Origin of the sequence: Paraburkholderia tropica, assembly GCF_900109265.1 — a bacterium.
In the GTDB taxonomy this organism is placed as follows: domain Bacteria; phylum Pseudomonadota; class Gammaproteobacteria; order Burkholderiales; family Burkholderiaceae; genus Paraburkholderia; species Paraburkholderia tropica.
Map to the genome: position 1 here is coordinate 116,271 of NZ_FNZM01000009.1, position 26,877 is coordinate 143,147.

General features: G+C 65.4%; 20 protein-coding genes and 3 tRNA genes. 10 read left to right on the forward strand and 13 right to left on the reverse strand.

Going from position 1 to position 26,877, the window contains the following annotated elements:
- The first annotated feature begins 36 nt into the window (after positions 1-36).
- The 3 genes from BMY06_RS16390 to pgi all read left to right on the forward strand — a co-directional run bounded on the left by BMY06_RS16390 (position 37) and on the right by pgi (position 5,189).
- Positions 37-1,332: an FAD-dependent oxidoreductase gene (locus BMY06_RS16390; protein ID WP_065065544.1), complete on the forward strand. Its 1,296-nt coding sequence runs from the start codon at positions 37-39 to the stop codon at positions 1,330-1,332.
- Positions 1,333-1,531: 199 nt separating this feature from the next.
- Positions 1,532-3,184: a bifunctional ADP-dependent NAD(P)H-hydrate dehydratase/NAD(P)H-hydrate epimerase gene (locus tag BMY06_RS16395; RefSeq protein WP_074984175.1), complete on the forward strand. Its 1,653-nt coding sequence runs from the start codon at positions 1,532-1,534 to the stop codon at positions 3,182-3,184.
- A 385-nt stretch (positions 3,185-3,569) separates the two neighbouring features.
- Positions 3,570-5,189 (forward strand): glucose-6-phosphate isomerase, encoded by a 1,620-nt coding sequence (pgi, locus tag BMY06_RS16400; RefSeq protein ID WP_074984177.1) that lies wholly within the window; start codon positions 3,570-3,572, stop codon positions 5,187-5,189.
- A gap of 81 nt (positions 5,190-5,270) precedes the next feature.
- On the opposite strand, the gene BMY06_RS16405 is transcribed toward pgi, so the two are convergent.
- On the reverse strand, positions 5,271-6,002 hold the full coding sequence (locus BMY06_RS16405) for an ABC transporter ATP-binding protein (RefSeq protein WP_065065546.1): 732 nt from the start codon (positions 6,000-6,002) through the stop codon (positions 5,271-5,273).
- 105 nt (positions 6,003-6,107) lie between these two features.
- Here BMY06_RS16405 and BMY06_RS16410 point away from each other — a divergent pair, with 105 nt between their 5' ends.
- Complete coding sequence (locus BMY06_RS16410) at positions 6,108-6,776, forward strand: arylesterase (RefSeq protein ID WP_110329039.1); 669 nt, start codon at positions 6,108-6,110, stop codon at positions 6,774-6,776.
- A gap of 115 nt (positions 6,777-6,891) precedes the next feature.
- On the forward strand, positions 6,892-7,239 hold the full coding sequence (locus BMY06_RS16415) for a hypothetical protein (protein WP_065065547.1): 348 nt from the start codon (positions 6,892-6,894) through the stop codon (positions 7,237-7,239).
- A 120-nt stretch (positions 7,240-7,359) separates the two neighbouring features.
- On the opposite strand, the gene BMY06_RS16420 is transcribed toward BMY06_RS16415, so the two are convergent.
- The 8 genes from BMY06_RS16420 to tig all read right to left on the reverse strand — a co-directional run bounded on the left by BMY06_RS16420 (position 7,360) and on the right by tig (position 16,721).
- Complete coding sequence (locus tag BMY06_RS16420) at positions 7,360-9,309, reverse strand: SurA N-terminal domain-containing protein (RefSeq protein WP_074984179.1); 1,950 nt, start codon at positions 9,307-9,309, stop codon at positions 7,360-7,362.
- A gap of 102 nt (positions 9,310-9,411) precedes the next feature.
- A tRNA-Asp gene (locus BMY06_RS16425) sits at positions 9,412-9,488 on the reverse strand.
- A 117-nt stretch (positions 9,489-9,605) separates the two neighbouring features.
- Positions 9,606-9,681: transfer RNA gene (locus tag BMY06_RS16430), tRNA-Val, on the reverse strand.
- Positions 9,682-9,770: 89 nt separating this feature from the next.
- Entirely contained in the window at positions 9,771-10,043 is a 273-nt protein-coding gene (locus BMY06_RS16435; RefSeq protein ID WP_065065549.1) for an HU family DNA-binding protein, read from the reverse strand.
- A gap of 383 nt (positions 10,044-10,426) precedes the next feature.
- Positions 10,427-12,850, reverse strand: a complete 2,424-nt coding sequence (lon, locus tag BMY06_RS16440) for an endopeptidase La (protein WP_065065550.1) — start codon at positions 12,848-12,850, stop codon at positions 10,427-10,429.
- Between the two features lie 191 nt (positions 12,851-13,041).
- Positions 13,042-14,313: an ATP-dependent Clp protease ATP-binding subunit ClpX gene (gene clpX, locus BMY06_RS16445; RefSeq protein ID WP_065065551.1), complete on the reverse strand. Its 1,272-nt coding sequence runs from the start codon at positions 14,311-14,313 to the stop codon at positions 13,042-13,044.
- Between the two features lie 253 nt (positions 14,314-14,566).
- Positions 14,567-15,220: an ATP-dependent Clp endopeptidase proteolytic subunit ClpP gene (gene clpP / locus BMY06_RS16450; protein ID WP_065065552.1), complete on the reverse strand. Its 654-nt coding sequence runs from the start codon at positions 15,218-15,220 to the stop codon at positions 14,567-14,569.
- A gap of 154 nt (positions 15,221-15,374) precedes the next feature.
- Positions 15,375-16,721, reverse strand: coding sequence for a trigger factor (gene tig, locus BMY06_RS16455; protein ID WP_065065553.1), 1,347 nt, complete (start codon positions 16,719-16,721; stop codon positions 15,375-15,377).
- A 689-nt stretch (positions 16,722-17,410) separates the two neighbouring features.
- Here tig and BMY06_RS16460 point away from each other — a divergent pair.
- Both BMY06_RS16460 and BMY06_RS16465 read left to right on the forward strand, forming a co-directional pair.
- Positions 17,411-18,565: a glycerate kinase gene (locus BMY06_RS16460; RefSeq protein WP_074984181.1), complete on the forward strand. Its 1,155-nt coding sequence runs from the start codon at positions 17,411-17,413 to the stop codon at positions 18,563-18,565.
- 282 nt (positions 18,566-18,847) lie between these two features.
- Positions 18,848-19,294, forward strand: coding sequence for a MarR family winged helix-turn-helix transcriptional regulator (locus tag BMY06_RS16465; RefSeq protein WP_065065555.1), 447 nt, complete (start codon positions 18,848-18,850; stop codon positions 19,292-19,294).
- A 128-nt stretch (positions 19,295-19,422) separates the two neighbouring features.
- Here BMY06_RS16465 and BMY06_RS16470 read toward each other — a convergent pair.
- Positions 19,423-19,509: transfer RNA gene (locus BMY06_RS16470), tRNA-Leu, on the reverse strand.
- 363 nt (positions 19,510-19,872) lie between these two features.
- Here BMY06_RS16470 and BMY06_RS16475 point away from each other — a divergent pair.
- Positions 19,873-20,715, forward strand: a complete 843-nt coding sequence (locus tag BMY06_RS16475) for a squalene/phytoene synthase family protein (RefSeq protein ID WP_065065556.1) — start codon at positions 19,873-19,875, stop codon at positions 20,713-20,715.
- A 49-nt stretch (positions 20,716-20,764) separates the two neighbouring features.
- Here BMY06_RS16475 and BMY06_RS16480 read toward each other — a convergent pair whose 3' ends face one another.
- The 3 genes from BMY06_RS16480 to BMY06_RS16490 form a co-directional block, all read right to left on the reverse strand.
- The gene (locus BMY06_RS16480) at positions 20,765-21,994 is read right to left on the reverse strand and encodes a DUF1501 domain-containing protein (RefSeq protein WP_074984182.1); all 1,230 of its coding nucleotides are present in this window, start codon (positions 21,992-21,994) and stop codon (positions 20,765-20,767) included.
- A gap of 111 nt (positions 21,995-22,105) precedes the next feature.
- Positions 22,106-23,524 (reverse strand): DUF1800 domain-containing protein, encoded by a 1,419-nt coding sequence (locus BMY06_RS16485; protein ID WP_074984330.1) that lies wholly within the window; start codon positions 23,522-23,524, stop codon positions 22,106-22,108.
- A gap of 652 nt (positions 23,525-24,176) precedes the next feature.
- Positions 24,177-24,464: a hypothetical protein gene (locus tag BMY06_RS16490; protein ID WP_231957791.1), complete on the reverse strand. Its 288-nt coding sequence runs from the start codon at positions 24,462-24,464 to the stop codon at positions 24,177-24,179.
- A gap of 263 nt (positions 24,465-24,727) precedes the next feature.
- On the opposite strand from BMY06_RS16490, the gene ompR reads away from it, so the two are divergent.
- Both ompR and BMY06_RS16500 read left to right on the forward strand, forming a co-directional pair.
- Complete coding sequence (ompR, locus tag BMY06_RS16495; RefSeq protein ID WP_027814652.1) at positions 24,728-25,462, forward strand: osmolarity response regulator transcription factor OmpR; 735 nt, start codon at positions 24,728-24,730, stop codon at positions 25,460-25,462.
- Between the two features lie 55 nt (positions 25,463-25,517).
- Entirely contained in the window at positions 25,518-26,867 is a 1,350-nt protein-coding gene (locus BMY06_RS16500; RefSeq protein ID WP_065065559.1) for an ATP-binding protein, read from the forward strand.
- The last annotated feature ends 10 nt before the right edge of the window (positions 26,868-26,877 follow it).

Here is a 26,877-nt window from a genome sequence, read left to right on the forward strand (position 1 = left end):
TCGACGGCACGCCGCCTGCCAGCAGATCGAATCGTCATGGATGTCATCGTCATTGGCGGCGGAATCGCCGGCGTCGCCACCGCCTACCAGCTGCGCGCGGCGGGCCATCGCGTCTGCGTGGTCGAGCGCCACGCCACCGTTGCGCAAGGCGCGACCTACGGTCATAGCGGCATCGTGCTGCCGACCCCGCTCGACGTCTGGTTCGGCCCCACCTTCCTGCGCAACGGCCGGCAGTCCTCGGGCGGCGTGATCTGCAAGACCGGTTTCACCGGTCAGGCGCGCGCCTTCGTCAAACGCCTCGCCACGCTGCACGGCTCCGAAGCCTTCGAGACGCGCTACGCGCTCCTGCGTCCGCTGATCGAATCGGCGCAAAGCGTGCTGGAAGACGCCGAAGGCCGCTTCCAGCTCGAGTACGAACAGCGCGAAGGCCTGCTCTATCTCGTGCGCGGCAGCGATGAATGGTCGCTCACGCAGCCCGCGCTCGAACTGCTGCGCCGTTTCGAGACGCCGCATCACGTGCTCACGCCGCACGAGTGCGTGGCCGCCGAACACACCATTCCCGCCGATCCGCCGTTCGCGGGCGCCGTGCGCTTCGACCAGGGCCGGGTGGCGAACTGCCCGCTCTTCGTCAAGCAGCTCAAACAGGTGCTCGATACGCTCGGCGGCGTGCAGTTCCAGACCGGCCGCGAAGTGAGCGCGGTGCGCATCGAGAGCCAGCGCGCGGCCGTCGAGCTCGCGCCGCGTCCCGACGACGCCTCGCGCACGCGCGAAGTCGAAGTGATTTCCGCCGATGCCGTGGTCGTCGCAGCCGGCGCGCAGACCGTGAATCTGCTCGCGCCGCTGGGCATCAAGCTGCCGGTTTATCCGCTGCGCATGCACACGCTGAATTCGCCGGTCGCGCACGAGGAATGCGTGCCGCATTCGACGCTGATCGACGCCGCGCGGCGCATCGCCATCACACGCATGAACCATCGCCTGCGCATTTCGGGCGGCGCGGTGCTCCAGCACGCCAAGCAGCTCGACGAGCCGCTGCCCGAATCGCTCACCGAGGAAGCGCTCGCGCTGCTCGGCGAAGCTTCGCGCGACTGGGCGCCGGGCGCCGCGCGCATTTCCGCCGCGCTCGCGTGGGAAGGCATGAAGCTGCTGTCGGCCGACGGCCTGCCGCTGGTGGGCAGCGTGGGCAACCCGCGCCTTTACGTCAACGCGGCGCATGGCCCGGCGGGCTGGGCGCTCGCGCTCGGCTCCGCGCGCCTGATCGCTCAGCAGATCTCCAACACGCGCCCCGACCTGCCCGCCGAGACGATCGAGGCGCTCTGGCCTGGGCGTAGCTAGGCGTCAGCTGGTCAGCATGATCGACGCTTTGTCGACATTCCGGGCGCGTCCGACTCAGGGCGCGTCTGACTTCCCTCCTGCTTGATCTTCCACGCGACGAACGCCAGCGCGCACGCCAAGGTCTGACGGCTCGGGTATCGTTGCGGTATCGATGCCTTCACCGCACGCGCCGCCGGCCCCTCCGGCGACGCTCGCCACCATGACCGACGCCACGCCCGCCGCTTCTTCAGCCGCTCCTTCAGCCGCTTCCACCGCCACGCTCCTCAATCCGCACGACCGCGCCGTGCCGCTCCTGACCGTCGCGCAACTGCGCGTGAGCGAGACCGCCGCGCAGTCCGCCGTGCCCGCACACACGCTGATGGCACGCGCGGGCGCCGCGGCGGCCCACTTCCTGCTCGAACAGATCGCCCACGCGCCCGCGCCGCTCGGTGCGCAGCCCGTGTGGATCGTCGCGGGACCCGGCAACAACGGCGGCGATGCGCTCGTCGTCGCGGCGCAGCTCAAGCGCGCGGGTATCACGGTCGAAGTCTGCATGCCCGTGGAAGTGAAGCCCGACGACGCACGCTGGGCGCTGGGCGTCGCGCGCGACGCCGGCGTGAAGATCGTCGATGCGCCGCCCGCGTCGTTCGACGCCTGGGGCTGGCTCGTCGACGGCATGTTCGGCATTGGGCTCGCGCGCGCGCTCGACGGCGTCTTCGCCGATCTCGCCGCACGGCTCACGGCGCGCGCCCGGCAACGCGGGCACGTGCTCGCGCTCGACGTGCCGAGCGGTCTCGACAGCGACACCGGCAACGTAGTCGGCGGCGGCCCAGCCGTGCGCGCGACCCACACCGTGACGTTCATCGCCGCGAAGCCCGGGCTCTATACCGGCGCGGGGCGCGACTACGCGGGCGCGGTCAGCGTGGCGCCGATCGGGCTGGCCGACGGTATCGACTTCAGCAACGACACGGCGCCCCAAGCGCCTACGCCCGCCGACGCGCCGGCGCGCCTCAACGCCCCCGCGCTATTCGCCGATGCCCTGCCCGCGCGCGACAACGCCACGCACAAAGGCACCTTCGGCACGCTCGCGGTGATCGGCGGCGACACCGGCATGTGCGGCGCGCCGATCCTCGCCGCGCGCGCGGCCCTGCTCACGGGCGCGGGCAAGGTCCACGCGGGCTTTCTCGGTAACGACGCCCCGCCCTACGACGCACCGCATCCCGAGCTGATGCTGCACGCGGCGGCCAAGCTCTCGCTCGACGCGATGGACGCCGTCGCGGCCGGTTGCGGCATGGGCGGCAGCGCATCGGCGCGGCAGCTCGTCGATCAGATCCTGCGTCTGAACGTGCCGGTGCTGCTCGACGCCGACGCACTCAATCTCGTCGCCCGCGACGAAGCGCTCGCGGCGCGCGTCACCGAACGCGCGCAGGTCGGCGATGCGCCTTGCGTGCTCACCCCGCATCCGCTCGAAGCGGCGCGTCTGCTCGCCGTCGACACGGCCACGGTGCAGCGTGACCGCCTCGCTGCGGCGCGCGCGCTCGCGCAGCGTTTCGCGGCCGTGGCGGTGCTCAAGGGCAGCGGCACGGTGATCGCCGCGCCCGACGGCCGCGTGGCCGTCAACCCGACCGGCAACGCGGGCCTCGCGAGCGGCGGCACCGGCGACGTGCTCGGCGGCCTGATCGGCGCGCTGCTCGCGCAACGTCTGCCACCGTTCGAAGCGGCGCTCGCGGGCGTCTATCTGCACGGTCTCGCCGCCGACACGCTGGTCGAGCAAGGCGACGGTCCCGCCGGGCTCACGGCAGGCGAACTCGCGCCGATGGTGCGCAAGCTGTTGAACCGCCGCTTCTATTCGCGCAATCTCGCATCGGCTTGAACGGCGATGGGTTCTATCGGGCGCCTGGGTCGCGCCTCGGTCGAGCCTCGGTCACTGTCGGGCGCTTCGATCCAAACGCCGTTTTCTCCGCCAGACACGCAACGAAAATCGCCAACCGCCCGTTCAACCACGCGTCGAAAGATGGCTGCAAGCTTCGCGCACGCGTTCACGGCGCGCGTAGCCGTCCCAAGCGGCACGCCGTTTGCTAACCTCAGCCGTCGATCGCCATAGCGCCACGCAGCTTTGCTCGGCCCGCTATACTGATCCTCCGCGCGTTCCGCTTCCACAGAAGCCGCGCGCCTCCCCGCAGTGCGTGATGCGCGCGTCGGCCCGACCGGTCGATGCCGCCCGCCGCCTTCCATTCGTTTTTCCTCGCTCGACGAACATGACGAATCCGCTCCCCGCCTGGTCCGCGCTACAGACGCACTACGAACAGATCCGCAACGACAAGCTGCGCGACTGGTTCGCGCCCGCCAACGATCCCGCGCCGACCCGCGCCGAACGCTTCACGTATTCGGGCGGCGGTCTCGCCGCCGACTTCTCGAAGAACCGCATCACCGACGCCACGTTGAAGCTGCTCGTGCAGCTCGCGCACGAAGCCGGCGTCGAGCAGCGCCGCGACGCGATGTTCGCGGGCGAGATCGTCAACCCGACCGAAGGCCGCGCCGCCCTGCACACCGCGCTGCGCGCCACCGAGCCGAACGCGCCGTTCCACGCGCAGATCGTCGCCGAGAAAGCGAAGATGGCGAAGTTCGCCGACGCCGTGCGCAGCGGCGCCTGGACCGGCTACACCGGCAAGCGCATCCGCCATATCGTGAACATCGGCATCGGCGGCTCGGATCTCGGGCCGAAGATGGTCGTGCATGCGCTCCAGCATCTCGAATCGCCGGAGATCAGCTCGCACTTCGTCTCGAACGTCGACGGCGCCGATCTGTGGCGCACGATCGAACACATCGATCCGGAAGAGACGCTCGCGATCATCGTCTCGAAGACCTTCACGACGCTCGAAACCATGACCAACGCGCGCTCGATGCGCGACTGGTTCGTCAAGCACGGCTGCCCGGAAAGCGCGCTCGCGAAGCATTTCGTCGGCGTCTCCGCGAATCCGGCCGAAGTCGTGAAGTTCGGCATCGCCGAGGAAAACGTCTTCGAAATGTGGGACTGGGTTGGCGGCCGCTACTCGCTGTGGTCGGCGGTCGGGCTCTCGATCATGATCGCGATCGGGCCGCAACAGTTCGACGAACTGCTCGCCGGCGCGCACGATATGGACGAGCATTTCCGCACCGCGCCGCTCGACAAGAACCTGCCCGTGCTGCTCGGCATGATCGGCGTCTGGTATCGCAACTTCTTTGGTTCGCAGAGCTATCTCGTCGCTCCGTACTCCGAAGCATTGCACTACCTGCCGTCGTATCTGCAGCAGCTCGAAATGGAGAGCAACGGCAAGCAGGCGCGTCTGGACGGCCAGTTCGTCGATTACGCGACCTCGGCCATCACGTGGGGCGAGCCGGGAACGAACGGCCAGCACGCGTTCTTCCAGATGCTGCATCAGGGCACGACGATCGTGCCGATCGACTTTATCGCCGTGCTCACGCCCGAGCATCCGCTCGCCGATCATCATCCGAAACTGCTAGCGAACTGCTTCGCGCAGAGCGAGGCGCTGATGCTCGGCCGCACCGAGGAAGAAGCGCGCAAGATCGCCGGTCCGGACAAGCCCGAACTCGTGCCGCACATCATGTTCCCCGGCAATCGCCCGACCACGACGCTGCTCGTCGACGCGCTCACGGCGCGCTCGCTCGGCGCGCTGATCGCGCTCTACGAGCACAAGGTGCTGGTGCAGGCCTCGGTGTGGGACATCAATCCGTTCGACCAGTGGGGCGTGGAACTCGGCAAGATTCTCGGCAAGGTGGTCGAGGCCGACCTCACCGCATCGACCGGCGACGTGAAGGCGCACGATTCGTCGACGTCGGCGCTGATCGCGAAGGCGCGTGCCGCGCTGAAGCGCTAACAGGCGTTAGCGCTGGCTGCACAGGTTGAGTTGATGTCAGGAAAAAGGCGTGCACGGTGCAAACCGGCACGCCTTTTCGTTTCAGCGCCCGGCTTCGACGCGGCTCGCTGCGTGCGCGGCCTGCGCGCCGTCGATCACGCGATGCCCGGCCTCGATCGTGACGATCGCATCGCAGCGCTTCGCCAGCTCGATGTCGTGCGTGACGAGCACGAGCGTCGCGCCATTCGCACGGTTCAGTTCGAACATCAGGTCGATGACGGCGTGGCCCGTGGCGGCGTCGAGGCTGCCGGTGGGTTCGTCGGCGAACAGCACGGCCGGATGCGTGACGAACGCGCGCGCCAGCGCCACGCGCTGCTGCTCGCCGCCCGACAGCAGCTTCGGATAATGCGAGGTGCGCTGACCGAGGCCCACGCGTTCGAGCAAGGTCCGCGCACGCGCGAAGGCTTCGCGCGTGCTCAGACCGCCCTGCAGCTCAAGCGGCAGCGCGACGTTTTCGAGCGCGGTGAGATGCGGCATCAATTGAAACGACTGAAACACGAAACCGACCGAGCCGTTGCGCAGCGCCGCGCGCTGATCTTCCGCCATGCCGGTAAGCTCATGTCCTAGCAGACGAACCGAGCCCGCGCTCGCGCTGTCCAACCCGGCCAGCAAGCCGAGCAAGGTGGACTTGCCCGAACCCGAGGCGCCGACGATCGCCACGCTGCCGCCCGCGTGCACCGTGAGGTCGATGCCGTCGAGGATCGTGAGTTCGCCGGTTGCGTCGGTGACGCGTTTGCACAGGCCCCGTACTTCGATGACTGGATCGCTATTCATTCGCACATGATGAAGCCAAGATTAGCTGTCAAAACAAAGCGCGGCGCGCCGCGCGCCGCCCGCACCCTGCTTCCCGCGCCCGGCGCCTGCGCCGTGGCGCTGGCTGTGTCGTTCGGCGTTGCGCTGGGCACGGTCGCGCTGCCTGGCGGCGTGCGCGACGCCCATGCGGCCACCGTGCCTGCCGCACCTGCGACCCAACCCACGACGGCCAAACCCGTGATCGCCGTGCTCGGCGACAGCCTGTCCGCCGAATACGGGTTACCGCGCGACACCGGCTGGGTCGCGCTGCTGCGTCAACGCATCGCGACCGAGCGAATCGATTATAGCGTCGCGAATGCCAGCATCAGCGGCGACACGACCAGCGGCGGCCTCGCCCGTCTGCCGCTCGTGCTCCAACGCATGAAGCCGGCGATCGTGGTGATCGAACTCGGCGCCAACGACGCGCTGCGCGGTGTGCCGCTCGCCACCACCGAGAGCAATCTGCGCGCCATCATTGCCGCAGTGCGCAAGGCCAACGCGAAGCCCGTGCTGGTGGGCATGTTCGTGCCACCGAATTACGGTCCCGACTACACTCAGAAATTCCATGGTCTCTATGGCCAGCTTTCGAAGGAGCTGAAGGTGCCGCTGGTGCCGTTTCTGCTCGCCGGACTCGCCGACAAACCCGAGCTGTTCCAGTCCGACCAGCTGCATCCGACCCAGCAGGCACAGCCTTTGCTCCTCGACAACGTGTGGCCGACGCTCAAGCCGCTGCTCGGCGGCGGCGCGCAGCGCTGACGTGCGCTGCGCGCCGCGTCTTTGCGGCATGCGCGTCGCGTACCGGGTCACATCTTTGCGCCAGACGAGCGACGCTCGTCTACATTCCGAATGACCCTGACTGGAGGGATAAAACGTGAAATATTTACCTCTTATTGTCGTAACGGCAGCCCTTGCTGCCTGCGCCAATCAGCCGGTGCCGAGCGGCTCGCAATCGGTTGGCACCAGCCAGCAACCGCCTCAGGCCGTCGCGCAGTGCATCGCGCAAAAGTGGGCCAACAAATCGCAGCAGCAGGTCGTCTCGCAGAGCGTGCTCGCGAACGACCAGGCGATCGACGTCTACGTGCCGGGCCAGCAGCCGCCTAACGGTGCCGCGGCGACGGTGCGTCCGGCGTGGAACGCCAACGCCAAGACCTGGGTGGGATTCCGTGCCGGCGGCGGTGCGGGCGGCGACGCCACGGGCGATATCAGCGCCTGCCTCTAACGGGCAGCGCACGCGGCGCGGCGCTTCACGCCTCGCGCCACGTAAGCAGCAAAGAAAAAGCCCCGCGAATTTCGCGGGGCTTTTTTTGTGTCTCGGCGCCTGGAAACGGCGCTGGCGAACTTACTGGCCGTCGCCGTCGCCGTCGCTCTGCTGGCTCGACGAACCGAGCGTGCCGTAGAGCTTGACCTTCGAACGGTCGCGCAGCGCGTCGAGGTAAGCCTGAGTCTGCGACTGGCCGGCCACCTGCGCCAGTTGCTGCTGCGCTGCGGCAAGACGGTTGCCGTCGGCGGCCGCGCCGTTCGTCACGCTGTTCACGCGATAGATCGCGTAGCCCTGGTCGCCGAGATCGACGCCCACGTAGGCGGGCAGTTTCTGCGCATCGGCCTTGAACACCGCCGACAGCGCGGCGGGCGGCAGCCCTTGTGCGTCGTTGCGCGACACCTTGAGCGCCGACGAGAAACCATCGGTCGACTTCGACTTCTGCAGGTCCGCGAGCTTCGCCTCGCCTTGCTTGCGCGCCATGTCGGCGGCCAGTTGCGCAACCACCTTCTGGCGCACGGCGTCTTTGACCGCGGCGAATGCCGGGACGGCAGCCGCCTTGAAGTCGGTCACGCGCGCCGAGATCAGCGTGTTGTTGCCCACGTCGACCGCCTGCGTGTTGTTGTGCTGGCTGACCGAGTCGGTCGCGAACACCGCGTCGAGGAACTTCTTGTTGTTCAGCGGGCTGTCCGGCGGCAGCGTGGCGTTCGGCTGCGGCGTAACCGTGGCGGCCTGGATCGTCAGCTTGTACTTGTCAGCGGCCGGCTGGAGGCTCTTCGACTTTTCGTACACCATCGACGTAAAGCCGTCGCTCGCATCGGCCAGCAGCTTGGCGGCCTGTTGCGCCTTCACTTCGGTCGCGATCTGCGCCTTCACGTCGTCGAACGGCTTCGTAACCGACGGCTTGATGTCCGTGACCTTGACGATGTGATAGCCGAAGTCCGACTGGATCACGTCGCTGATTTCGTCTTTCTTGAGCTTGAAGACCGCGTCGTCGAACGCCTGGCCGCCCGCGATCATGCCCGGGCCGAAGTAGCCGAGGTCGCCGCCCTTCGAGGCCGAACCCGGATCCTGGGAATCCTTCTGCGCGAGCTGCGCGAACTGGTCCGGATGCGCCTTCACTTCGGCGAGGATCTGGTCGGCCTTCTGCTTCGCCGCGGCGCGGTCAGCCGCGCTCGCGTCCTTCGCCACCGTGATCAGGATGTGGCTCGCGCGCACTTCTTCCTGAGTCTTGTAGCGGGCGATGTTGTCGTCGTAATACTTCTTGAGGTCGGCGTCGCTCGGGTTGACCGAAGCCGCGACCGTAGCCGCCGACAGCACCAGATACTGGATCTGCGCCGTCGCCGGCGTGGCGAAGTCGTTCTTGTGCGCGTCGTAATACGCCTGCAGTTGCGCGTCGGTCGGCTGGACCTTCGCGGCGAAATCGCCGGCGCGGAACGCGAGACCTTGCACGTCGCGCTGCTGCTCCGACAGTTCGGTCAGTTGTTGCGCGAGCGACTTCGGCGTGAACGCGCTGTTGATCAGCGAAGCGGGAATCTGCTGCAGCGCCATGCTGTAGCGCACGCGCTCGTCGTACTGCTCGGGCGTCATGCCCTGCATGGCGAGCAGTTGCTTGTACTTGTCGAGATCGATCGAGCCGTCGGGGTTCTTCAGCGACGAGATGATCGGGTCGGCGAGCAGCGTGCGGCGCACGGCGTCGTCGGAAGCGGTGAGATGCAGACGCTGGACTTCGTCCTGCAGCACGCGTTGCTGGATCAGGCCGTCGAGAATGTCTTTGCGATGCTGCGGCGTATCGAAAGCGCTCGCGTCGAATTGCGCACCCATGACCTGGCGCGCCTGGTCGAGTTGCTGACGCGACGCGTTGTCGAATTCGACGCGCGTGATCTTGTGACCGTTGACGCTCGCGACATTCGCGCTTTCGTCAAAAAAGCCGCGGAAACCTTGAATACCGACGAAGCCGAGCCCTGGCAGGATCACCAGGAGCAGCATGAACATCATCAGCCGTTTGTGATTGCGGAAAAAGTCGAGCATGCGTGACCAAGCGTTGGAGAGCGCCAAAAAACAGAACGCCCGATATTACAACAGCGGCCAACAAAAAAGGCGAACCGGAGTTCGCCTTCTTGCTGAGATGTCTGGCGGAGCGGACGGGACTCGAACCCGCGACCCCCGGCGTGACAGGCCGGTATTCTAACCAACTGAACTACCGCTCCATGCGGTTTGCTGCGTGCGCTGCGTCGCTAGCGATGTTTTCGCGCATTCAGTCTGCTTTAGCCTGCGTTCAGGCTGATGCACGACTGCGCGGCTCGACCGAGGTTCATCTGAAGCTGTGGTGGGTGCTGAGAGGCTCGAACTCCCGACCTACGCCTTGTAAGGGCGCCGCTCTACCAACTGAGCTAAGCACCCAGCTTCATGCTGATGACCGCCGAAAACCTGCTGAAAACTGCTGCGGCACTGCGACTTCTGCTGCGCTGCCTCATCAAGCAGCGAGCCCGCTAGTTTAGCGCATCTTTGAGCGCTTTGCCAGGCCTGAATTTCGGGACTTTGGCTGCCTTGATCTTGATAGCGTCGCCGGTGCGCGGATTGCGACCCGTGCGCGCCGTGCGCTTGCTGACCGCGAACGTGCCAAAGCCGACCAGCGTGACCGACCCGCCCTTCTTCAGCGTTCCCTTGACGCCGCCGATCACGGCGTCGAGTGCGCGCCCTGCCGCCGCTTTCGAGATGTCCGCTTGCTGCGCGATATGGTCGATCAATTCCGTCTTGTTCATTCCAGCCCCCGAGAATGTGTTGGGCAATCGTGATGGCACGCGCCATGAGACACGCCGGCGCGGCGCCGGGAAGGACATCAACTTATTGGCAAAACGACTTCGGTCTGCGCCGAAGCCCGCTCATTTAACGAGGCCGAAAGACCCGTGTCAAGCTGGGTTCCGCCCGATTTCTCCCGCGTGCATTCGATCTCGCGCGGCCATGTGAAAGCAACTTCCAAACGCCTTTCGACCTTGAAGACGCCAAGTTGGCACGCCGCGCGCACAAGCGGTTGCAAGCCCAACGATCTTCGCGGCGCGCGCAATAAAAAACCCGCGGACGAGGCCGCGGGTTCTTCGAGGGTGCTACGAAATGACGCTAGTTGAACAGCGCCAAGTGTTTCAGCTTAGTGCTTCACCACTTCGCTTGCCGCGTCTTTCGACTCGGCCACGGGCGTCTTGGCCTCTTCGGTCTTGGCCTCTTCTTCCGGCAGTGCCTGCGGCACACGTTCGAGCGCCAGTTCGAGCACCTTGTCGATCCAGCGGACCGGCACGATTTCAATGGCGTTCTTCACGTTGTCCGGGATCTCCGAGAGATCCTTGACGTTCTCTTCCGGAATCAGCACGAGCTTGATGCCGCCGCGATGCGCCGCAAGCAGCTTCTCCTTCAGCCCGCCGATCGGCAGCACTTCGCCGCGCAGCGTGATCTCGCCCGTCATCGCAACGTCGGCGCGCACCGGAATGCCCGTGAGCACGGACACCAGCGCGGTCGTCATCGCGATACCGGCGGACGGACCGTCCTTCGGCGTCGCGCCTTCCGGCACGTGGATGTGGATGTCCTGCTTCTCGAACGCTTCGTCCTTGATGCCAAGACGACGCGAACGCGAGCGCACCACCGAGCGTGCCGCTTCGACCGATTCCTTCATGACGTCGCCGAGCGAACCCGTGCGGATCACGTTGCCCTTGCCGGGCATGACCGCCGCTTCGATCGTCAGCAGGTCGCCGCCCACTTCCGTCCATGCGAGGCCCGTGACCTGACCGATCTGGTTTTCCTTCGCGGCCAGACCGAAGTCGTACTTGCGCACGCCGAGGAAGGTGTCCAGATTCGCGCTGTCCACCGTGACGGCCTTGTCGGCCTTCTTCAGCAGCAGCATCTTCACGACCTTGCGGCAGATCTTCGACACTTCGCGCTCGAGCGAACGCACGCCCGCTTCACGCGTGTAGTAGCGAATGATGTCGCGGATCGCACCTTCGGTCACGTCGATCTCGCCCGGCTTCAGCCCGTTGTTCTTCTTCTGCTTCGGCAGGAGATAACGCTGGGCGATGCTGACCTTCTCGTCTTCCGTGTAACCCGAAAGGCGGATGACTTCCATCCGGTCGAGCAGCGGCGGCGGAATGTTGAGCGAGTTCGACGTTGCCACGAACATCACATCGGAGAGATCGAAATCGACTTCGATGTAGTGGTCGGCGAACGTGTGGTTCTGTTCCGGATCGAGCACTTCGAGCAGCGCCGACGACGGATCGCCGCGGAAATCCATACCCATCTTGTCGACTTCGTCGAGCAGGAAGAGCGGATTGCGCACGCCGACCTTGGTCAGGCTCTGCAGGATCTTGCCCGGCATCGAGCCGATGTACGTACGACGATGGCCGCGAATTTCGGCTTCGTCACGCACACCGCCGAGCGCCATGCGAACGAACTTGCGGTTCGTTGCACGCGCAATCGACTGCCCGAGCGAGGTCTTGCCGACGCCCGGAGGCCCGACGAGGCACAGGATCGGCGCCTTGACCTTGTCCACGCGCTGCTGGACCGCGAGATACTCGAGAATGCGTTCCTTCACCTTCTCGAGACCGTAATGGTCTTCGTCGAGCACCGATTCGGCGTTCGTCAGGTCGTTGTTGACCTTGCTCTTCTTGCGCCACGGCAGGCCGATCAGCGTGTCGATGTAATTGCGCACGACGGTGGCTTCCGCCGACATCGGCGACATCAGCTTGAGCTTCTTCAGCTCGGCGTCGGCCTTCTTCTTGGCTTCCTTCGGCATGCGCGCGGCGGTGATGCGCTTCTCGAGTTCCTCGAGATCCGCGCCTTCTTCGCCTTCGCCCAGTTCCTTCTGGATGGCCTTGACCTGCTCGTTCAGGTAGTACTCGCGCTGGCTCTTTTCCATCTGGCGCTTGACGCGGCCACGGATGCGCTTCTCGACCTGGAGGATGTCGATTTCGGCTTCGAGCTGGGCGAGCAGATGCTCGAGACGTTCCACGACCGGGAACATTTCGAGGATGTGCTGCTTCTGGTCGAGCTTGAGCGGCAGATGCGCGGCGATGGTGTCCGCAAGACGACCGGCCTCGTCGATACCCGACAGCGACGTCAGGATCTCAGGCGGGATCTTCTTGTTGAGCTTCACGTACTGATCGAACTGCGAGACGATCGCACGGCGCAGCGCTTCGGTTTCGGCGCCGTCCGCGTGGTCGGGCTCGAGCGGCATGACCTCGCACGAAAACTGCGTTTCCTGCTCTTCGATCGAGAGCGTTTTCGCGCGCTGCAGGCCTTCCACGAGCACCTTCACGGTGCCGTCGGGCAGCTTGAGCATTTGCAGGATGTTCGCGATACATCCCACTTCGTACATGTCCTTTTCGGTCGGCTCATCCTTGGCGGCAGTTTTCTGGGCGACGAGCATGATGTGCTTGCCGCCTTCCATTGCCGCCTCGAGGGCCTTGATCGACTTCGGCCGGCCCACGAAAAGGGGAATCACCATATGCGGGAAGACTACGACGTCTCGCAGCGGGAGCAGCGGGAGCGTGGTGCGTTCCGGCGGGAGGAGTTGGGTTCCTGACATTTCATTTCCCCATGAGTGGAATCAATTCGTTCGGTAAGTGAGGCCTGAAAAGTCGATTACAAGCCTCTCGCGTGTGGGAAAAGTTCAGTGACTCCAAAAAAGTGCGCCATCGACCACAAGTGAAACGAAAAAGCCGTTCATCCCATTGTATGAACGGCTTTTTCCAGGAACTCTTTAGCCGATCACCACCATCAGTTCGACCCTGAAACCTTCGGAGCGTCTTCGTAGATCAAAAGCGGCTTGCCGTCGCCATCGATCACGTTGTCGTCGATGATCACCTTGCTCACGCCCTTCATGGTCGGCAGCTCGTACATGACGTCGAGCAATGCCTGTTCCAGGATCGAGCGCAAGCCCCGCGCCCCGGTCTTGCGGCGGATCGCCTTGCGGGCGACGGCCTGCAGCGCAGCCGGGCGAATCTCCAGTTCCACGCGCTCCATGTTGAAGAGCTTGTGATACTGCTTGACGAGCGCGTTCTTCGGCTCGACGAGGATCTTCATGAGCGCCGCTTCGTCGAGCTTGCCGAGCGTGGCGACCACCGGCAGACGGCCGATCAGTTCGGGAATCAGGCCGAACTTGATCAGATCTTCCGGTTCCGTCTCGCGCAGCACTTCGCCCGCGTCGCGTTCCTGCTTGCTCTTCACGCTCGCGCCGAAACCGATGCCGGTTTTCTCGGTGCGGTCCGTGATGACTTTTTCCAGACCGTCGAACGCGCCGCCGCAGATGAACAGGATGTTGGTCGTGTCGACCTGGATGAAGTCCTGATTCGGGTGCTTGCGGCCGCCCTGCGGGGGCACCGACGCCATCGTGCCTTCGATGAGCTTGAGCAGCGCCTGCTGCACCCCCTCGCCCGACACGTCGCGCGTGATCGACGGGTTGTCCGACTTGCGGCTGATCTTGTCGATTTCGTCGATGTAGACGATGCCGCGCTGGGCCTTGTCGACCTCGTAATTGCAGTTCTGCAGCAGCTTCTGGATGATGTTCTCGACGTCTTCGCCCACGTAACCGGCTTCGGTCAGCGTGGTGGCGTCGGCGATCACGAACGGCACGTTCAGAAGGCGCGCGAGCGTCTGCGCGAGCAGCGTCTTGCCCGAGCCCGTGGGGCCGATCAGCAGAATGTTGCTCTTCGAGAGTTCGACTTCGTCTTTCTTGTCGAGATGTTTGAGACGCTTGTAGTGGTTGTACACCGCCACCGCAAGGATCTTCTTCGCGCGTTCCTGCCCGATCACGTACTGGTCGAGGATGTCGCGGATTTCCTGCGGGCTCGGCAGGTCCGAGCGCGACAGCGCCGCGTCGACGCCCGCACCGGCGGCCTCGTCGCGAATGATCTCGTTGCACAGGTCGATACATTCATCGCAGATGAACACCGACGGGCCAGCGATCAGTTTCTTGACCTCGTGCTGGCTTTTGCCGCAAAACGAGCAATACAACAGCTTTTCGCTGTTAGAACCTTTTTTGTCCGCCATGGATAGATGAGCCTCCGGACACTCTGTTACATGATACGCCGTTTCCCCCGGCGCGCCGGGGGACGCGTGAACCGCTTGCTGTGACGGCGTTGGGGCCGCAGGCCGCGAAGCGCGTTTGCCGATTATTTCACAGGCTCCGGGCGGCTGTGCCTATCCCCTTTTTCACGGGGGTGGCACGCCGCCCGGGCGCCCGATTTGCACCATTCAGGCGCCTGAACCGGCGCCCGCGAGGGGCGCCGAAACGCGTTCCGGATCAGGGACGCTTGTGCAGGACCTGATCGACCAGACCATAGGCTTGCGCGTCGTCGCCGGACATGAAGTTGTCGCGGTCGGTGTCGCGCGCGATGCGCTCGACCGGCTGACCCGTATGGTGCGCGAGCAACTGGTTCAGGCGCTCCTTCAGGTACAGGATTTCCCGCGCCTGGATTTCGATGTCCGATGCCTGGCCGCGCGCGCCGCCGAGCGGCTGGTGAATCATCACGCGCGAGTTCGGCAGCGCGAAGCGCTTGCCCTTCTCGCCGGCTGCCAGCAGGAACGCGCCCATGCTGGCCGCGAGGCCCATGCAAAGGGTCGAAACGTTCGGCTTGATGAACTGCATCGTGTCGTAGATCGCCATGCCGGCCGACACCGAACCGCCCGGGCTGTTGATGTACAGGCTGATGTCCTTGTCCGGATTTTCGCTTTCGAGAAACAGCAGCTGGGCGACCACGAGATTGGCCGTCTGGTCGTTCACTTCACCGACCAGGAACACCACGCGCTCCTTCAGCAGACGCGAGTAGATGTCGTACGAACGCTCGCCGCGGCCGCTCGTCTCCACGACGATCGGCACGAGCCCGAGCGCCTGCGGATCGAAATCCCGCGAAGCCTGGGAGGTCAGCGTGTCCAGCGATTGAGCGCGAAAAGTCATGCGGTGCATCCTTGTCTGGAAGAGAGTTATTCTGGTATGGCGACGGACCCCGCATAAATCAACCACACGGACAGCATGGCTAAATTCAGCGGATACAAAAACGGCGTGCTGGCCGTCGGTCGCTCCGACAGCCGGCACGCCGTGGCGGGCAGACTTAAGCCTGCGCCGTCGCGCTTGCCAGTTCTTCGAAGCTGACTTGCTTGTCCGTTACCTTGGCCTTGCCGAGCACGAAGTCCACGACGTTCGATTCAACGACGTAGGCTTCCATTTCGGCCAGACGCTGCTGGTTCGAATAATACCAGCGCACGACTTCCTTCGGGTCTTCGTAGCTTTTCGCGAATTCGTCGACTTCAGCGCGGATCTGTTCCGGCTTTGCTTCGAGACCGTTGGCCTTCACCAGCTCGGCCAGCACGAGGCCCAGCTTGACGCGACGCTCGGCTTGTTCCTTGAACATTTCGGCCGGGATCGGTGCGTCCTTGGCGTTCGGCACGCCGCGTTGCGCGAGGTCGGCACGCGCCATTTCGACGAGGCGTTCCTGGTCCTGTTCGATCAGTGCGTTCGGCACGTCGAGTTCGGCGATCTTCAGCAGCGCGTCCATCACCTGGTTCTTGACGATCGACTGCGTGCGACGCTTCGCTTCACGCTCGAGGTTGTCCTTGATTTCAGCGCGCATCTTCACGAGGTCGCCGTCGGCGATGCCGAGCGACTTGGCGAATTCGCCGTCGATTTCCGGCAGGTGCGGCCACTCGATCTGCTGCATCGTGATCGTGAACTTCGCGGTCTTGCCGGCGACTTCCTTGCCGTGATAGTCCTCGGGGAACGCGAGGTCGAATTCACGCGACTCGCCGTTCTTCAGGCCGATGGCGGCCTTTTCGAATTCCGGCAGCATGCGGCCTTCGCCGAGCACGAACGCGAAACCTTCCGCGCTGCCGCCCGGGAATGCGACGTCGTCGATCTTGCCGACGAAGTCGACCGTCACGCGATCGCCTTCCTTGGCTGCGGTGTCGGCGCCGCCGTCACCGTGCTCGCCGGCTTCGCCGCGTGCGTGGAAGTGCACGCGCTGCTTGCGCAGGATGTCGAGCGTGCGGTCGATTTCCGCGTCGCTGATGGTCGTGGTCGTGCGCTCGATTTCGGCCGTGCCGACGTCGCCGAGCTTGACTTCCGGGTAGACCTCGAAGGTCGCGTCGAATGCGTAGTCGCCTTCAGCGGCGTCCGCCTTCGGGGCGAAGCTCGGCTGGCCGGCGACGCGCAGGTTTTCCGCGCGGCTGATGTCGAAGAATTCCTTGCCGACCTTGTCGCTCAGAACTTCGGCTTCCACCTGGCCCGAGTACTGCTGCGTGACCATCTTCAGCGGCACCTTGCCCGGGCGGAAACCCGGCATGCGCACGTTCTTTGCCAGTTGGCGGATGCGCGAATCGACTTCTTTCTGCACGGCGTCCTTCGGCAGGGAAATCGTCACGCGGCGTTCGAGCTTGCCGAGGTTTTCAACAGCGTTAGCCATGGCTTCAATCGTCCTAAAATTGTTCGAGCGTATCAGTAATCTTTGCTGCCGCAGTTCGATGGGAAAGCCCGCATCGCCTGCGTCTCGCTAGTGCCTCGTCGGCGCCGCCTGCCGGCTTCGATCGCGACCATTCGGTCGCGCCCAAGGCCGGCGGGCGCATCCCATGGCGCCTCTCGCCGCAGACCGCCGCGCTGGCCGCGCACCACGCAACGGCGTGGAACGGGCGCTTCGCGGACGCTGCCGGCTGGGCGGCGCCCTTTCCGGAAGCCGCGAGACCCGGCCCGGCCGACATCGGCCGGTGAAGGCCGAAACGGACGGCTTGCCGTGCGGTTCCGTCAAAAGAGCCAAGTATTTTAGCAAACTATTTCCCCACTCAAATGGAATTGCCGTTCGGGACGCCAAAACGGCGCCTTTCCATGTGAATTTGGTGGGTTTTCAGGCCCGAATCGCCCTTCGGCCTTCGCTCGGGTGCCGACTTCGTCGCGTCCGCATCGACTCGTTGATGCGACGCCGGAGCGCCACGCTCCGCGGCGCTTTCGTACTGTAAGCACGTTAGCGGCACGGCCTTGCGCGATGCACGCTATCGCAGCGCGCTTATCCAGCGCCCGGCCCCGCGCTGTTAAGCTAGTGCTCGCGCCGGACGCCCCGCCGGATGCAGCCGCCATCCCAACTCTTTCCGTCGAGGCACCATGTCCAACCCGTCGTTCGAGGCACCCGTCGTCGTCATTGCTCCCGATTCATTCAAAGGCTCGCTGAGCGCGGACGGGGTCGCCGCCGCCATCGCCGAAGGCATTCGCCGCGCGCGCGCCGACGCCGAAATCCGCATCTGCCCGATGGCCGACGGCGGCGAAGGCACGCTCGATGCCATGCTCAGCGTGGGCGGCGAACGCCGCATCCTCAATGTGGAAGGCGCCGCGCTCGCGCGCCGCGACGCCACGGTCGGCCTGCTGCACGACGGCAGCGCGATCGTCGAAACCGCCGAGATCGTCGGCATCACCGACCCCGTCGGCATGGGTGTGCCGGTCGCCGCGCGCAGCACGCGCGGCATGGGCGAAGCGATCCGCGCGCTACTCGACGAAGGCGTGCGGCGCTTCTACGTGGCGCTCGGCGGCAGCAGCACCAACGACGGCGGCGCGGGTCTGCTCGCGGGCCTCGGCCTGCAACTCTTCGATGCGGCGGACAATGCGCTCGCGCCCACGCCCGAAGCGCTCACGCGCGTCGCGCGCGTGGACATATCGGGGCTCGATGCGCGTCTTTCCGAGGCGAGCTTCGTGGCGATGTCCGATGTCGACAATCCGCTGACCGGCGATCACGGCGCGACGGCCGTGTTCGGTCCGCAAAAAGGTGTGACGCCCGGCGAAGTCGCGCCGATCGACGCCGCGCTCGGCCGTTTCGCCGATCTGCTCGAAGCCGCACTCGGACGCACCGCGCGCGACGAAGCGGGCGCCGGCGCGGCGGGCGGCCTCGGTTTCGCGCTGCGCATGCTGGGCGCGAGCTTCGAGCCGGGGGCGGAAGTCGTCGCGCGCACCATCGGCCTCGATCAGGCGCTCGCGGGCGCGCAATGGCTCATCACCGGCGAGGGACGCTCGGACGCGCAGACCCTGCACGGCAAGGCGCCTTTCATCGCCTGTCGCCACGCGCAGGCCGCGGGCGTGCCGGCGACGCTGCTCTCGGGCGCCGTCGACTCCGCCGCGCTGCCGCGGCTGGCCGAGCACTTCAGCGGCTGCTTCTCGCCCGCGCCCGGCCCGATCACGCTCGAAACCGCCATTCGCGACGCCGCCGCGCTGCTCGCGAACGAAGCGGAACAGCTCACGCGTCTCAAGTACGGTGCCGCGCGCCCTTGAGCGCCGCCCGGAGCACAGGACATTTCGCGCGCAACGAATCGCATTTGCTGCTGGCGCTCGTTGCGCACGAAGCGTTAAACCGCTCCTTGAATCGTGCGAATAGTCAGACGTTTTGGTCCGCGAACGCGCTTGCGTTCGCAGTAAGCGATTAATAGATTCGTACGCTCATTGAAGATGCGCTTACGAGGGTTCATGCGCGTTGACCCCGGCGCTCGTTGAGGCAACAATCATGATCATCGCGACACGATCGCGCATACCTCACGCGACCAGACCAGGACGACCATGAAGGCAAGCAAAGCCGGACTCGAACAATTTTTGACCTATCGGCTCCATGTCCTGAACAAGCTCTCCGAACGCGGCGCAAGCGAGCGCTACCAGGCGAAGCTCGGCGTTACCCTGCCCGAAGCACGTCTCATCGCCGCGGTCGGCGCATTCGGCCCGTTTTCAGTGATGGAGCTCGCGCGCCACGCGAATCTCGACAAGAGCCAGGCCAGCCGCGCCGCGGAAGCGCTGATGCGCCGCGGCCTCATGCAACGCGACGCCAGCGAGGAAGACGGCCGGCTCGTGCTCGTCTCGCTCACGGCCGAAGGCCGCGCGCTTTATCGCAAGGTCATGCCCATCGCCCGCAAGTGGAATGTGGACCTGTTCGCCTGCCTCGAAGAGAAGGAGCGCGAGCTGCTGAACCGCGCGCTGGAGAAAGTCATCGCGGCAGCCCAGGAAGATCTGTAACCGCGCCTTCGCGATAAACGAAACAGATGGTTAATACGGGCTGATCGGCGGGCCGATTCACCGCGCGCCCGGCGTAATCGGCACAAGAAAAAAGGCCACGTACCGTTGAGGTACGTGGCCTTTGTCTTTGGTGCGTGAGGCCGGACTCGAACCGGCACACCCTTGCGGGCGTCAGGACCTAAACCTGGTGCGTCTACCAATTTCGCCACTCACGCGAATGCTGCTGGCGAGACCGCTGCGAGTGGAAACGACTGAGAACCATCGCGTGCATCGAATGCAATACGGACCTGCCTGGGCGCGCTGCTCGGTCGGAATCACAGAGGGATAAGCCGCCGCGAACGCGCAAGCGCGAGATTCTAACCGATTGAATTGCGCTTGTCTGCAACTTGCAGCGCGGCGTGGATTGCGCCCTTTCCTCGCTCGACGGGCGGCGGACGGGCGGCGACCGGTGCGCCCGCGGCCCGAAAAACAGGCCGGTGCTAGAATCGCCGCTCCGCGGCTCTATGCCCCACCGCCGACCTCGCTGAACGATTCAGCCGGGCAGCGACAGCGCCGCGCCTCCCCACGCCCCGAACGCCGTGAATTTCGACGATTACTGCCTGCAAAAGGCGGCCCCACCCGGATCGAGCACGTACTACGCGCTGCGCCAGGCGAGCGCCGCGCGCCAGCCGCTCCTTGCCGCCCTGTTCGCCCTGCGCCGCGAACTCGAGGAAACCGCCAAGGAAACGAGCGACCCGACCGTGGGCCGCACGAAGCTCGCCTGGTGGCAGAAGGAACTCGCCGCGCTGGCCGCCGGCAATCCCTCGCATCCGGTCACGAAAGCGCTCGCCGCGCATCTCGACGATCCCGCAAATCTCTATCCCCTGTTACAGCAATTGCTCGCGGGCTTCGAGATGGATTTCGAGCAGGCCCGCTATCTCGACATGCCGAATCTGCGCCGTTATATCGACGGCGTGGGCGGCACGTTCGCCACGCTCGTCGCGCAGGCCTGCGTGCGCACGCCGCAGGAACACGAGTCGGCCGCACGCTGGGCCGCCCCGCTCGGCAATGCGCTGACGCTCGCTCAGTTCGTGCCGGAGATCGGCAACGACGCGCGTCATGGCCGCATCTACCTGCCGATCGACGAATTGCAGCGCTACAACGTCACCGCCGCCGATCTGATCAACCGCCGCTACAGCGCCGAATTCACCGAGCTGATGCAGTTCCAGACGGCGCGTGCGCGCGAAGCGCTGACTGCCGCGCTCGACGCGATTCCCGCCGCCGAGCGCAAACCGCAGCGAGCGCTGCGCGCGCTCGCCGCGCTCGAACTCGCGCTGCTGGACGAAGTGGAACGCGAAAGCTTTCAGGTGCTGCATCAGCACATCGCGCTCACGCCAATCCGCAAGCTCTGGATCGCGTGGCGCGCGGCACGACGTAACTGAGACCGGCGCAAAGCGCGCCGCTTTCAATATCGCGCGACGTCGAGCAACTTCAAGCGCGCAACAACGGCAACGGCTCGAAGCGCTGCTGCAAGACCGAGGCGGCGTCGAGTCCCCACCATCCGTTCAACACTGTCGCGTAGATCTGCCGGAAATCGATGGCCACGGGCAGATTGCCGTTGCCATCCAGACGCGCAAGCGCCGGCGCCTCGCCATACAGACCGCCCGCCACGCGCCCGCCCGCCACGAAATGCGCCGATGCCGTGCCGTGATCGGTGCCGCGACTCTGGTTCTCGCGCACGCGCCGTCCGAACTCGGCATACGTGGCGATCAGCGTGCGATCCCAACGCCCCATTTCGACCAGCGCCGAACGCATCGCGACCATGCCCGCCGCGAACTGGCGCAACAGCTCCGCGTGACGTTCGGGCTGGTTCTCGTGCGTATCGAAGCCATTGAGCGTGAGGCGGATGACCGCGACGCCGTCGCCCTGCACCGGCGCGCCTTGCGCCGTATCGCCGGACGCCAGCGCCTGCATCGCCGTCTTCACCGACGCGCCGAACGCGCCCGCCGGAAACGCCGTCTTCAACGCATATTCACCGGGCCGCGGCCGCAACTGATCGGCCGCATGCACGATGTCGTTCTCCACATCGAGCAGGTGCGCGAGCGCCGGATTGCGCTCCTGAAGCGCGACCGGCGTCACGAGCCGCGAAGCGCGCGCAAACTGCGCCGGATTGACGAGCGCGATGGCGCGCGCGCCGTTCGCGAGCGGCCCCATCTCGGCGCTGCCGAGCACCAGACCATCGGCGGCAAAACCCTTCGGCACGGGCGTGGTCGCGAACGCACGCGTGAGCCAGCCTTCGCGCAGATATTGATCGGAGCGCGACGCCGTATCCCAGATCTCGATCGAGCGAAAATGCGAGAGGTTCGGCTGCGCGTAGCTCACGCCCTGCACGATCGCGAGTTCGTGCGCGCGCCACATCGGCAGCAGAGGCGCGAGCGCCGGATGCAGCGCGGTGCGTTCGTCGAGCTGGATCGCGTCGCCGCGACGCACGCCAATGGTGCTGCGATAACGCGCATAGAGCGGATCGGCGTACGGCACGACGGTGTTCAAGCCGTCATTGCCGCCCTTCAACTCGACGAGGATCAGCAGATTCTCGTAGCCGCTCGCTCGCGCTTGCGCAGTCGCGGCGAGCGTTTGCGCGTGGACGCTCTGAGGCAGCCACGACGCCGCGCCTGCCGCCGTCGCCGCGGCCGCCGCAGCCAGAAAATCGCGTCGCTTCATGCCATGCCTCGCTCGTCGATGCGCCGCTGCGCGGCGGTGTTGTTGCTGTGCGTGCTGCGGTGAATGGCTTCGTTCGTGGATATCATCGTCCGTCTTCGTTTCGAGGCGCGCTCAAGTGAGCTGATACACGGGATCCATCAGGAGTGCCTGGAGATACGCCTGCGCACTGCTGCCCGCCGCAATGGCGTCGACGGGCGCGAGCGGCAGCACGGCATGCTGCATCTGCAACTGCTGCGAGAGATCGGGCTTGTCGCTCGCGCTCAGGCCGTAACGCGCAAGCCAGCCATCGAGATCGAAACGCATGCCGCCTTGCGTGCGCGGCGGCGCTTTTGCGGTCGTCTTCGTCATCGCTGCGCCCATACGCGGACGCCCCGCCTCGGTCGCGCGAAACAGCTGCTCGACGAACTGCTTGCGTGCGAGCAGCGTCGAACTGTTGATCCACGCCACGCCGCCCGGCCAGCCTTTCACATTGGGCGGATAAAACAGATTCTCGCCGAGCGCCGCCGAGGTCCGCGCGAACGGCGCGGTGTCGCCATACGTCACGCCGAAGCGCCGAATCGTACCGACGATGAACGTCACCGGCGAACTGACCAGCACGCCGCGATTGCGCTCGTCCCAAAACGCAGGCGTAAGCAGCAAGGCGCGCAACGCAGCGGAAATATCGTAACGACTCGCGCGAAAATGCGCGGCGACGTGGTCGAGCTGCGCGGTATCGGGCGTGTCGGACACGAACTCGCGCCACATTTTCGCCGCCACGAAATGCGCCGTCTGTGGCTCGCCGAGCAGAATGTCGAGCATCGCGTCGCCATCGAACGGGCCGCTGTGGCCGAGCACGGTCTTCACGCCGTCGTCGTGCTGCGCCGGCCGCGAGACGAATTGCCCGGTATCGGGGTCGACGGCCCAGCCCGTGTAGGCGCGCGCCGCCTCGGCAACGTCCTGCTGCGTGTACTGCCCTTCGCCGAGCGTGAACAGCTCCATGACCTCGCGCGCGAAGTTCTCGTTCGGCTTGCCCTTGCGATTGCTCGCGCCGTCGAGATAGAGCAGCATCGCCGGATCTTTCGCCACCTCGTGCAGCATTGTCGCGAAATTGCCGAGCGCGTGGCGCCTCAGGAGCGAATTTTGCTGGGCCATCATCTTGGGCTCCGGCACCTTGTCCTGACCCGACGTGAAATGGTTATGCCAGAACAACGTCATGCGCTCCGTGACCGGCGACGGCGTGACCAGCATCTCGCCCATCCACCACGCGCGCAATTCGTCGTAATGCCTGCCGCGCGTACGTTGCGCGTCGCGGCGCTGATCGGGCGTCCAGGCGTTGCGCTCGGCGCGCGTCGGCAGCGGCTCGGCGCACCAGGCGGGCAGCGGCGTGACGGCCTCGGTGCGGGCGGTGGCCAGCACGCGGTCGACGGCTTCGGCGCGCGTGAGGCCGACGTAAGGCGCGAGGTCGGCGCCGGCCGGTGCGAAGCCCGTGCGGATCAGCAGATGCCTCGCGTCGTCAGCGTCGAGCAGCTCGGTTTCGACGGACGAAGGCATCGCCGCTGACGCCGCAGATGCCGCCGGCGCATGGCGATGCACGTGAGAAAGATGCGACGCGCGGCGCGGCGGTTCGGGCTTCGTCTCGCTACTCGCATCTGCGGTGGATTGCGCGCAAGCGCGTCGGGACCACGCGCCGAGCGCCGACGCTAACGGCAGCGTGGACAGCGTGAAGAACGCGGCGCGCGTGACGGCTGGCTGATCCAGTGATGCTCGCACGGATGCGCCGGCGTCGGCTGCATCGCTCGCGTCGCTCACATGGCTGGCCGCGCGGCGCGGCGGGAACACCGGCAAGAAGCTTTTCATGGCGCCTGGGTTTCAAGGAGCGCGCAACGACCGGCCAGACGACCGCTGCCGTTCACGCGCGAACCTGGTGAATGTACCGGCATAACGAGTGGAGCGGGCGCGCTGTTGACTCCGCGGGCCACTCGGGCGCAAAGGATTTTGAAACTGATTTTTTCAGCGACGGGCGCCGCGCGAAGCGGTCCGAACGGACAAGAGCAGGGACACAGCGAGAAACGCCTGGAAACAACGCGTAACAGCAGAAAGGCAGCGAATGACGAAAGATGCGATCAGCGCGACGGCGAAAGATGACCTGGCAGGCAATACAACGCAACACGCGACGCAACACACGCGACGTGGCGAGATGCGTCTAGCGCTTGTAGAGTTCGCGCACGGCGTCTTCGATGTGCTGGCGCAGCAGGCGCCGCTCGTCGGGCGTCATGTGGCCGTCGCGGCGGCGTTGGTCGAGATCGGGAGGAACGGCGTTGCGCTGATTGATGTCCGAAGCGGGACGAGGCGGCATGTCGTTGCGCACCCGACGAATGGGCGGCCTGCCGCCGTAGCGGGCCGCACCGGGCCCGTCACCGAAGGGCTGGGCGTGTGCCGGCGCCGCATCCAATGCAGCCACGACGCCGCTGGCCAACGCCAGAGCAATCATGGTGTGGCGCATTGTCGGCCTGACCCCTCCCATCGTTTTGTTCCCTTCTTGACGCGGCAAACGGCTACCTCGATTGCATTGTTCGGACCCAGTTCAACACGGGCACTGGTTCAAAATCGAATGAAGTATCTACCGAATGGCCGCTCAACGTAAAGAAGTCTATCTGTCAGTGCTTGATGCCGTAGCACAGCACGGGTAAATTTTGTAACTGACTGTAACCCGTTAATCGGTGCAATCTCGCACTGCAACCCAATCGCGCTAAGATGCCAGGCATGGAAACCAAGAACCCGTCCAAAATTCTCGTGGTCGACGACGACCCCCGACTGCGTGACCTGCTGCGCCGCTACCTCGGCGAGCAGGGTTTCAACGTATATGTTGCGGAAAACGCCCCTGCCATGAACAAGCTGTGGGTGCGTGAACGCTTCGACTTGCTCGTGCTCGACCTGATGCTGCCAGGCGAAGACGGTCTCTCGATCTGCCGCCGCCTGCGTGGCAGCAACGACCGCACGCCCATCATCATGCTCACGGCCAAGGGCGAAGACGTCGACCGCATCGTCGGTCTCGAAATGGGCGCGGACGACTATCTGCCGAAGCCCTTCAATCCGCGCGAGCTGGTCGCCCGCATTCACGCCGTGCTGCGCCGTCAAGCGCCGTCCGAACTGCCGGGCGCGCCGTCGGAAACCACTGAAGTATTCGAGTTCGGCGAATTCGCGCTGAACCTCGCCACCCGCACGCTCACCAAGGCCGGCCAGGAAATTCCGCTCACCACGGGCGAATTCTCCGTGCTCAAGGTGTTCGCGCGTCATCCGCGCCAGCCGCTCTCGCGCGAAAAGCTCATGGAGCTCGCACGCGGCCGCGAATACGAAGTGTTCGACCGCAGCCTCGACGTGCAGATCTCGCGTCTGCGCAAGCTGATCGAGCCCGATCCGGGCAGCCCGCGCTTCATCCAGACGGTCTGGGGCCTCGGCTACGTGTTCATCCCCGACGGCGCTGCCTGATACAGGATGGATGGCGTCTCATTGCCTGCACGACCTCTGTTGACGGGAAGGGTTCATGCGGATTGACCGGCGTCTGCTGACGCTTGCGTTCGGCGACCTGTTCTGGCGCACCTTCCTGCTGATCGCGCTGCTCATTGCGGTCAGTCTTGCGGCATGGTTCCAGAGCTTTCGCGTGATCGAGCGGGAGCCACGCGCCCAGCGCGTGGCGCTTCAGCTCGTCGCCGTGGTCAAGCTCACGCGCACCGCGCTCCTCTACTCCGATCCCGATCTGCGCCGCGCGCTGCTGCAGGATCTGGAGAGTAACGAGGGCGTGCGCGTGTATCCGCGCGAGACCACGGACAAATACAAGCTGCAGCCAGACGAATCGCTCAATCGCCTGATCGAGCACGACATCCGCGGCCGTCTCGGCGACGACACGGTAATTGCCCAGTCGGTCAACGACATCCCGGGCGTGTGGATCAGCTTCAAGATCGACGACGACGACTACTGGGTGGCGCTCGACCGCGATCAGCTCGACAACGTCACCGGCCTGCAGTGGGTCGGCTGGGGCATTTCCGCGCTTGCGCTGTCGCTGTTCGGCGCGGCGTTCATCACGAGTCTCGTGAACCGCCCGTTCGCGCGGCTCGCAATGTCCGCCCGCATGGTCGGCTCCGGCCAGTCGCCCTCGCCGTTGCCCGAAAGCGGCATGGGCGTGGCGGCGGAAACCAATCGCTCGTTCAACCAGATGGTGCGCGACCTCGAACAGCTCGAGGCCGATCGGGCGCTGATGCTCGCGGGCATCTCGCACGATCTGCGCACGCCGCTCGCGCGATTACGGCTGGAAACGGAGATGAGCCCGTCCGATCAGGCGACCAAGGACGCGATGATCGACGACATCGAGCAGATGGACATGATCATCGGGCGCTTCCTCGACTATGCGCGGCCGGTGCAGCGCATGACCGAGCGCGTCGATCTGTCCGTGATCGCGAGCGAGATGGCGGCGCGCCTGGCGACCGAGGACGGCGTGCGCCTGATCACGCGTCTCGCGCCCACGGCCATGGTCGAAGCCGACGACACCGATATGCGCCGCATTGTCGGCAACCTGATCGAGAATGCGCGCAAATATGGTGCAAGCGATTCCGACGGCATTCCTCACATCATGCTGGAAACGCGCGTTTCGCACTCGCGCGTGGAGCTTTCGGTGGTCGACGAAGGCCCCGGCATTCCCGAGGATCAGCTCGCGCTTGTCACGCGGCCGTTCTATCGCGTCGACAGTGCCCGCACGCAGGCCAACGGCACCGGCCTCGGCATGGCGATCGTCCAGCGCCTCGTGAGCCGTTATCGCGGCGCGCTGCGTCTGCGCAACCGCGCGCCCGGCCCGGGCCTCGAAGTCACGATCGAGTTTCCGCTCGCCAAGGGCGCCTGAGGCGCTTTCT

Bases quoted from the DNA above. Each gene is read 5' to 3' on its own strand.
- BMY06_RS16390 (WP_065065544.1), top strand. From the start codon at position 37: ATGGATGTCATCGTCATTGGCGGCGGAATCGCCGGCGTCGCCACCGCC.
- BMY06_RS16395 (WP_074984175.1), top strand. From the start codon at position 1,532: ATGACCGACGCCACGCCCGCCGCTTCTTCAGCCGCTCCTTCAGCCGCT.
- pgi (WP_074984177.1), top strand. From the start codon at position 3,570: ATGACGAATCCGCTCCCCGCCTGGTCCGCGCTACAGACGCACTACGAA.
- BMY06_RS16405 (WP_065065546.1), bottom strand. From the start codon at position 6,002: ATGAATAGCGATCCAGTCATCGAAGTACGGGGCCTGTGCAAACGCGTC.
- BMY06_RS16420 (WP_074984179.1), bottom strand. From the start codon at position 9,309: ATGCTCGACTTTTTCCGCAATCACAAACGGCTGATGATGTTCATGCTG.
- BMY06_RS16435 (WP_065065549.1), bottom strand. From the start codon at position 10,043: ATGAACAAGACGGAATTGATCGACCATATCGCGCAGCAAGCGGACATC.
- lon (WP_065065550.1), bottom strand. From the start codon at position 12,850: ATGTCAGGAACCCAACTCCTCCCGCCGGAACGCACCACGCTCCCGCTG.
- clpX (WP_065065551.1), bottom strand. From the start codon at position 14,313: ATGGCGGACAAAAAAGGTTCTAACAGCGAAAAGCTGTTGTATTGCTCG.
- clpP (WP_065065552.1), bottom strand. From the start codon at position 15,220: ATGACTTTTCGCGCTCAATCGCTGGACACGCTGACCTCCCAGGCTTCG.
- tig (WP_065065553.1), bottom strand. From the start codon at position 16,721: ATGGCTAACGCTGTTGAAAACCTCGGCAAGCTCGAACGCCGCGTGACG.
- BMY06_RS16460 (WP_074984181.1), top strand. From the start codon at position 17,411: ATGTCCAACCCGTCGTTCGAGGCACCCGTCGTCGTCATTGCTCCCGAT.
- BMY06_RS16465 (WP_065065555.1), top strand. From the start codon at position 18,848: ATGAAGGCAAGCAAAGCCGGACTCGAACAATTTTTGACCTATCGGCTC.
- BMY06_RS16480 (WP_074984182.1), bottom strand. From the start codon at position 21,994: ATGAAGCGACGCGATTTTCTGGCTGCGGCGGCCGCGGCGACGGCGGCA.
- BMY06_RS16485 (WP_074984330.1), bottom strand. From the start codon at position 23,524: ATGCCTTCGTCCGTCGAAACCGAGCTGCTCGACGCTGACGACGCGAGG.
- BMY06_RS16490 (WP_231957791.1), bottom strand. From the start codon at position 24,464: ATGATTGCTCTGGCGTTGGCCAGCGGCGTCGTGGCTGCATTGGATGCG.
- ompR (WP_027814652.1), top strand. From the start codon at position 24,728: ATGCCAGGCATGGAAACCAAGAACCCGTCCAAAATTCTCGTGGTCGAC.
- BMY06_RS16500 (WP_065065559.1), top strand. From the start codon at position 25,518: ATGCGGATTGACCGGCGTCTGCTGACGCTTGCGTTCGGCGACCTGTTC.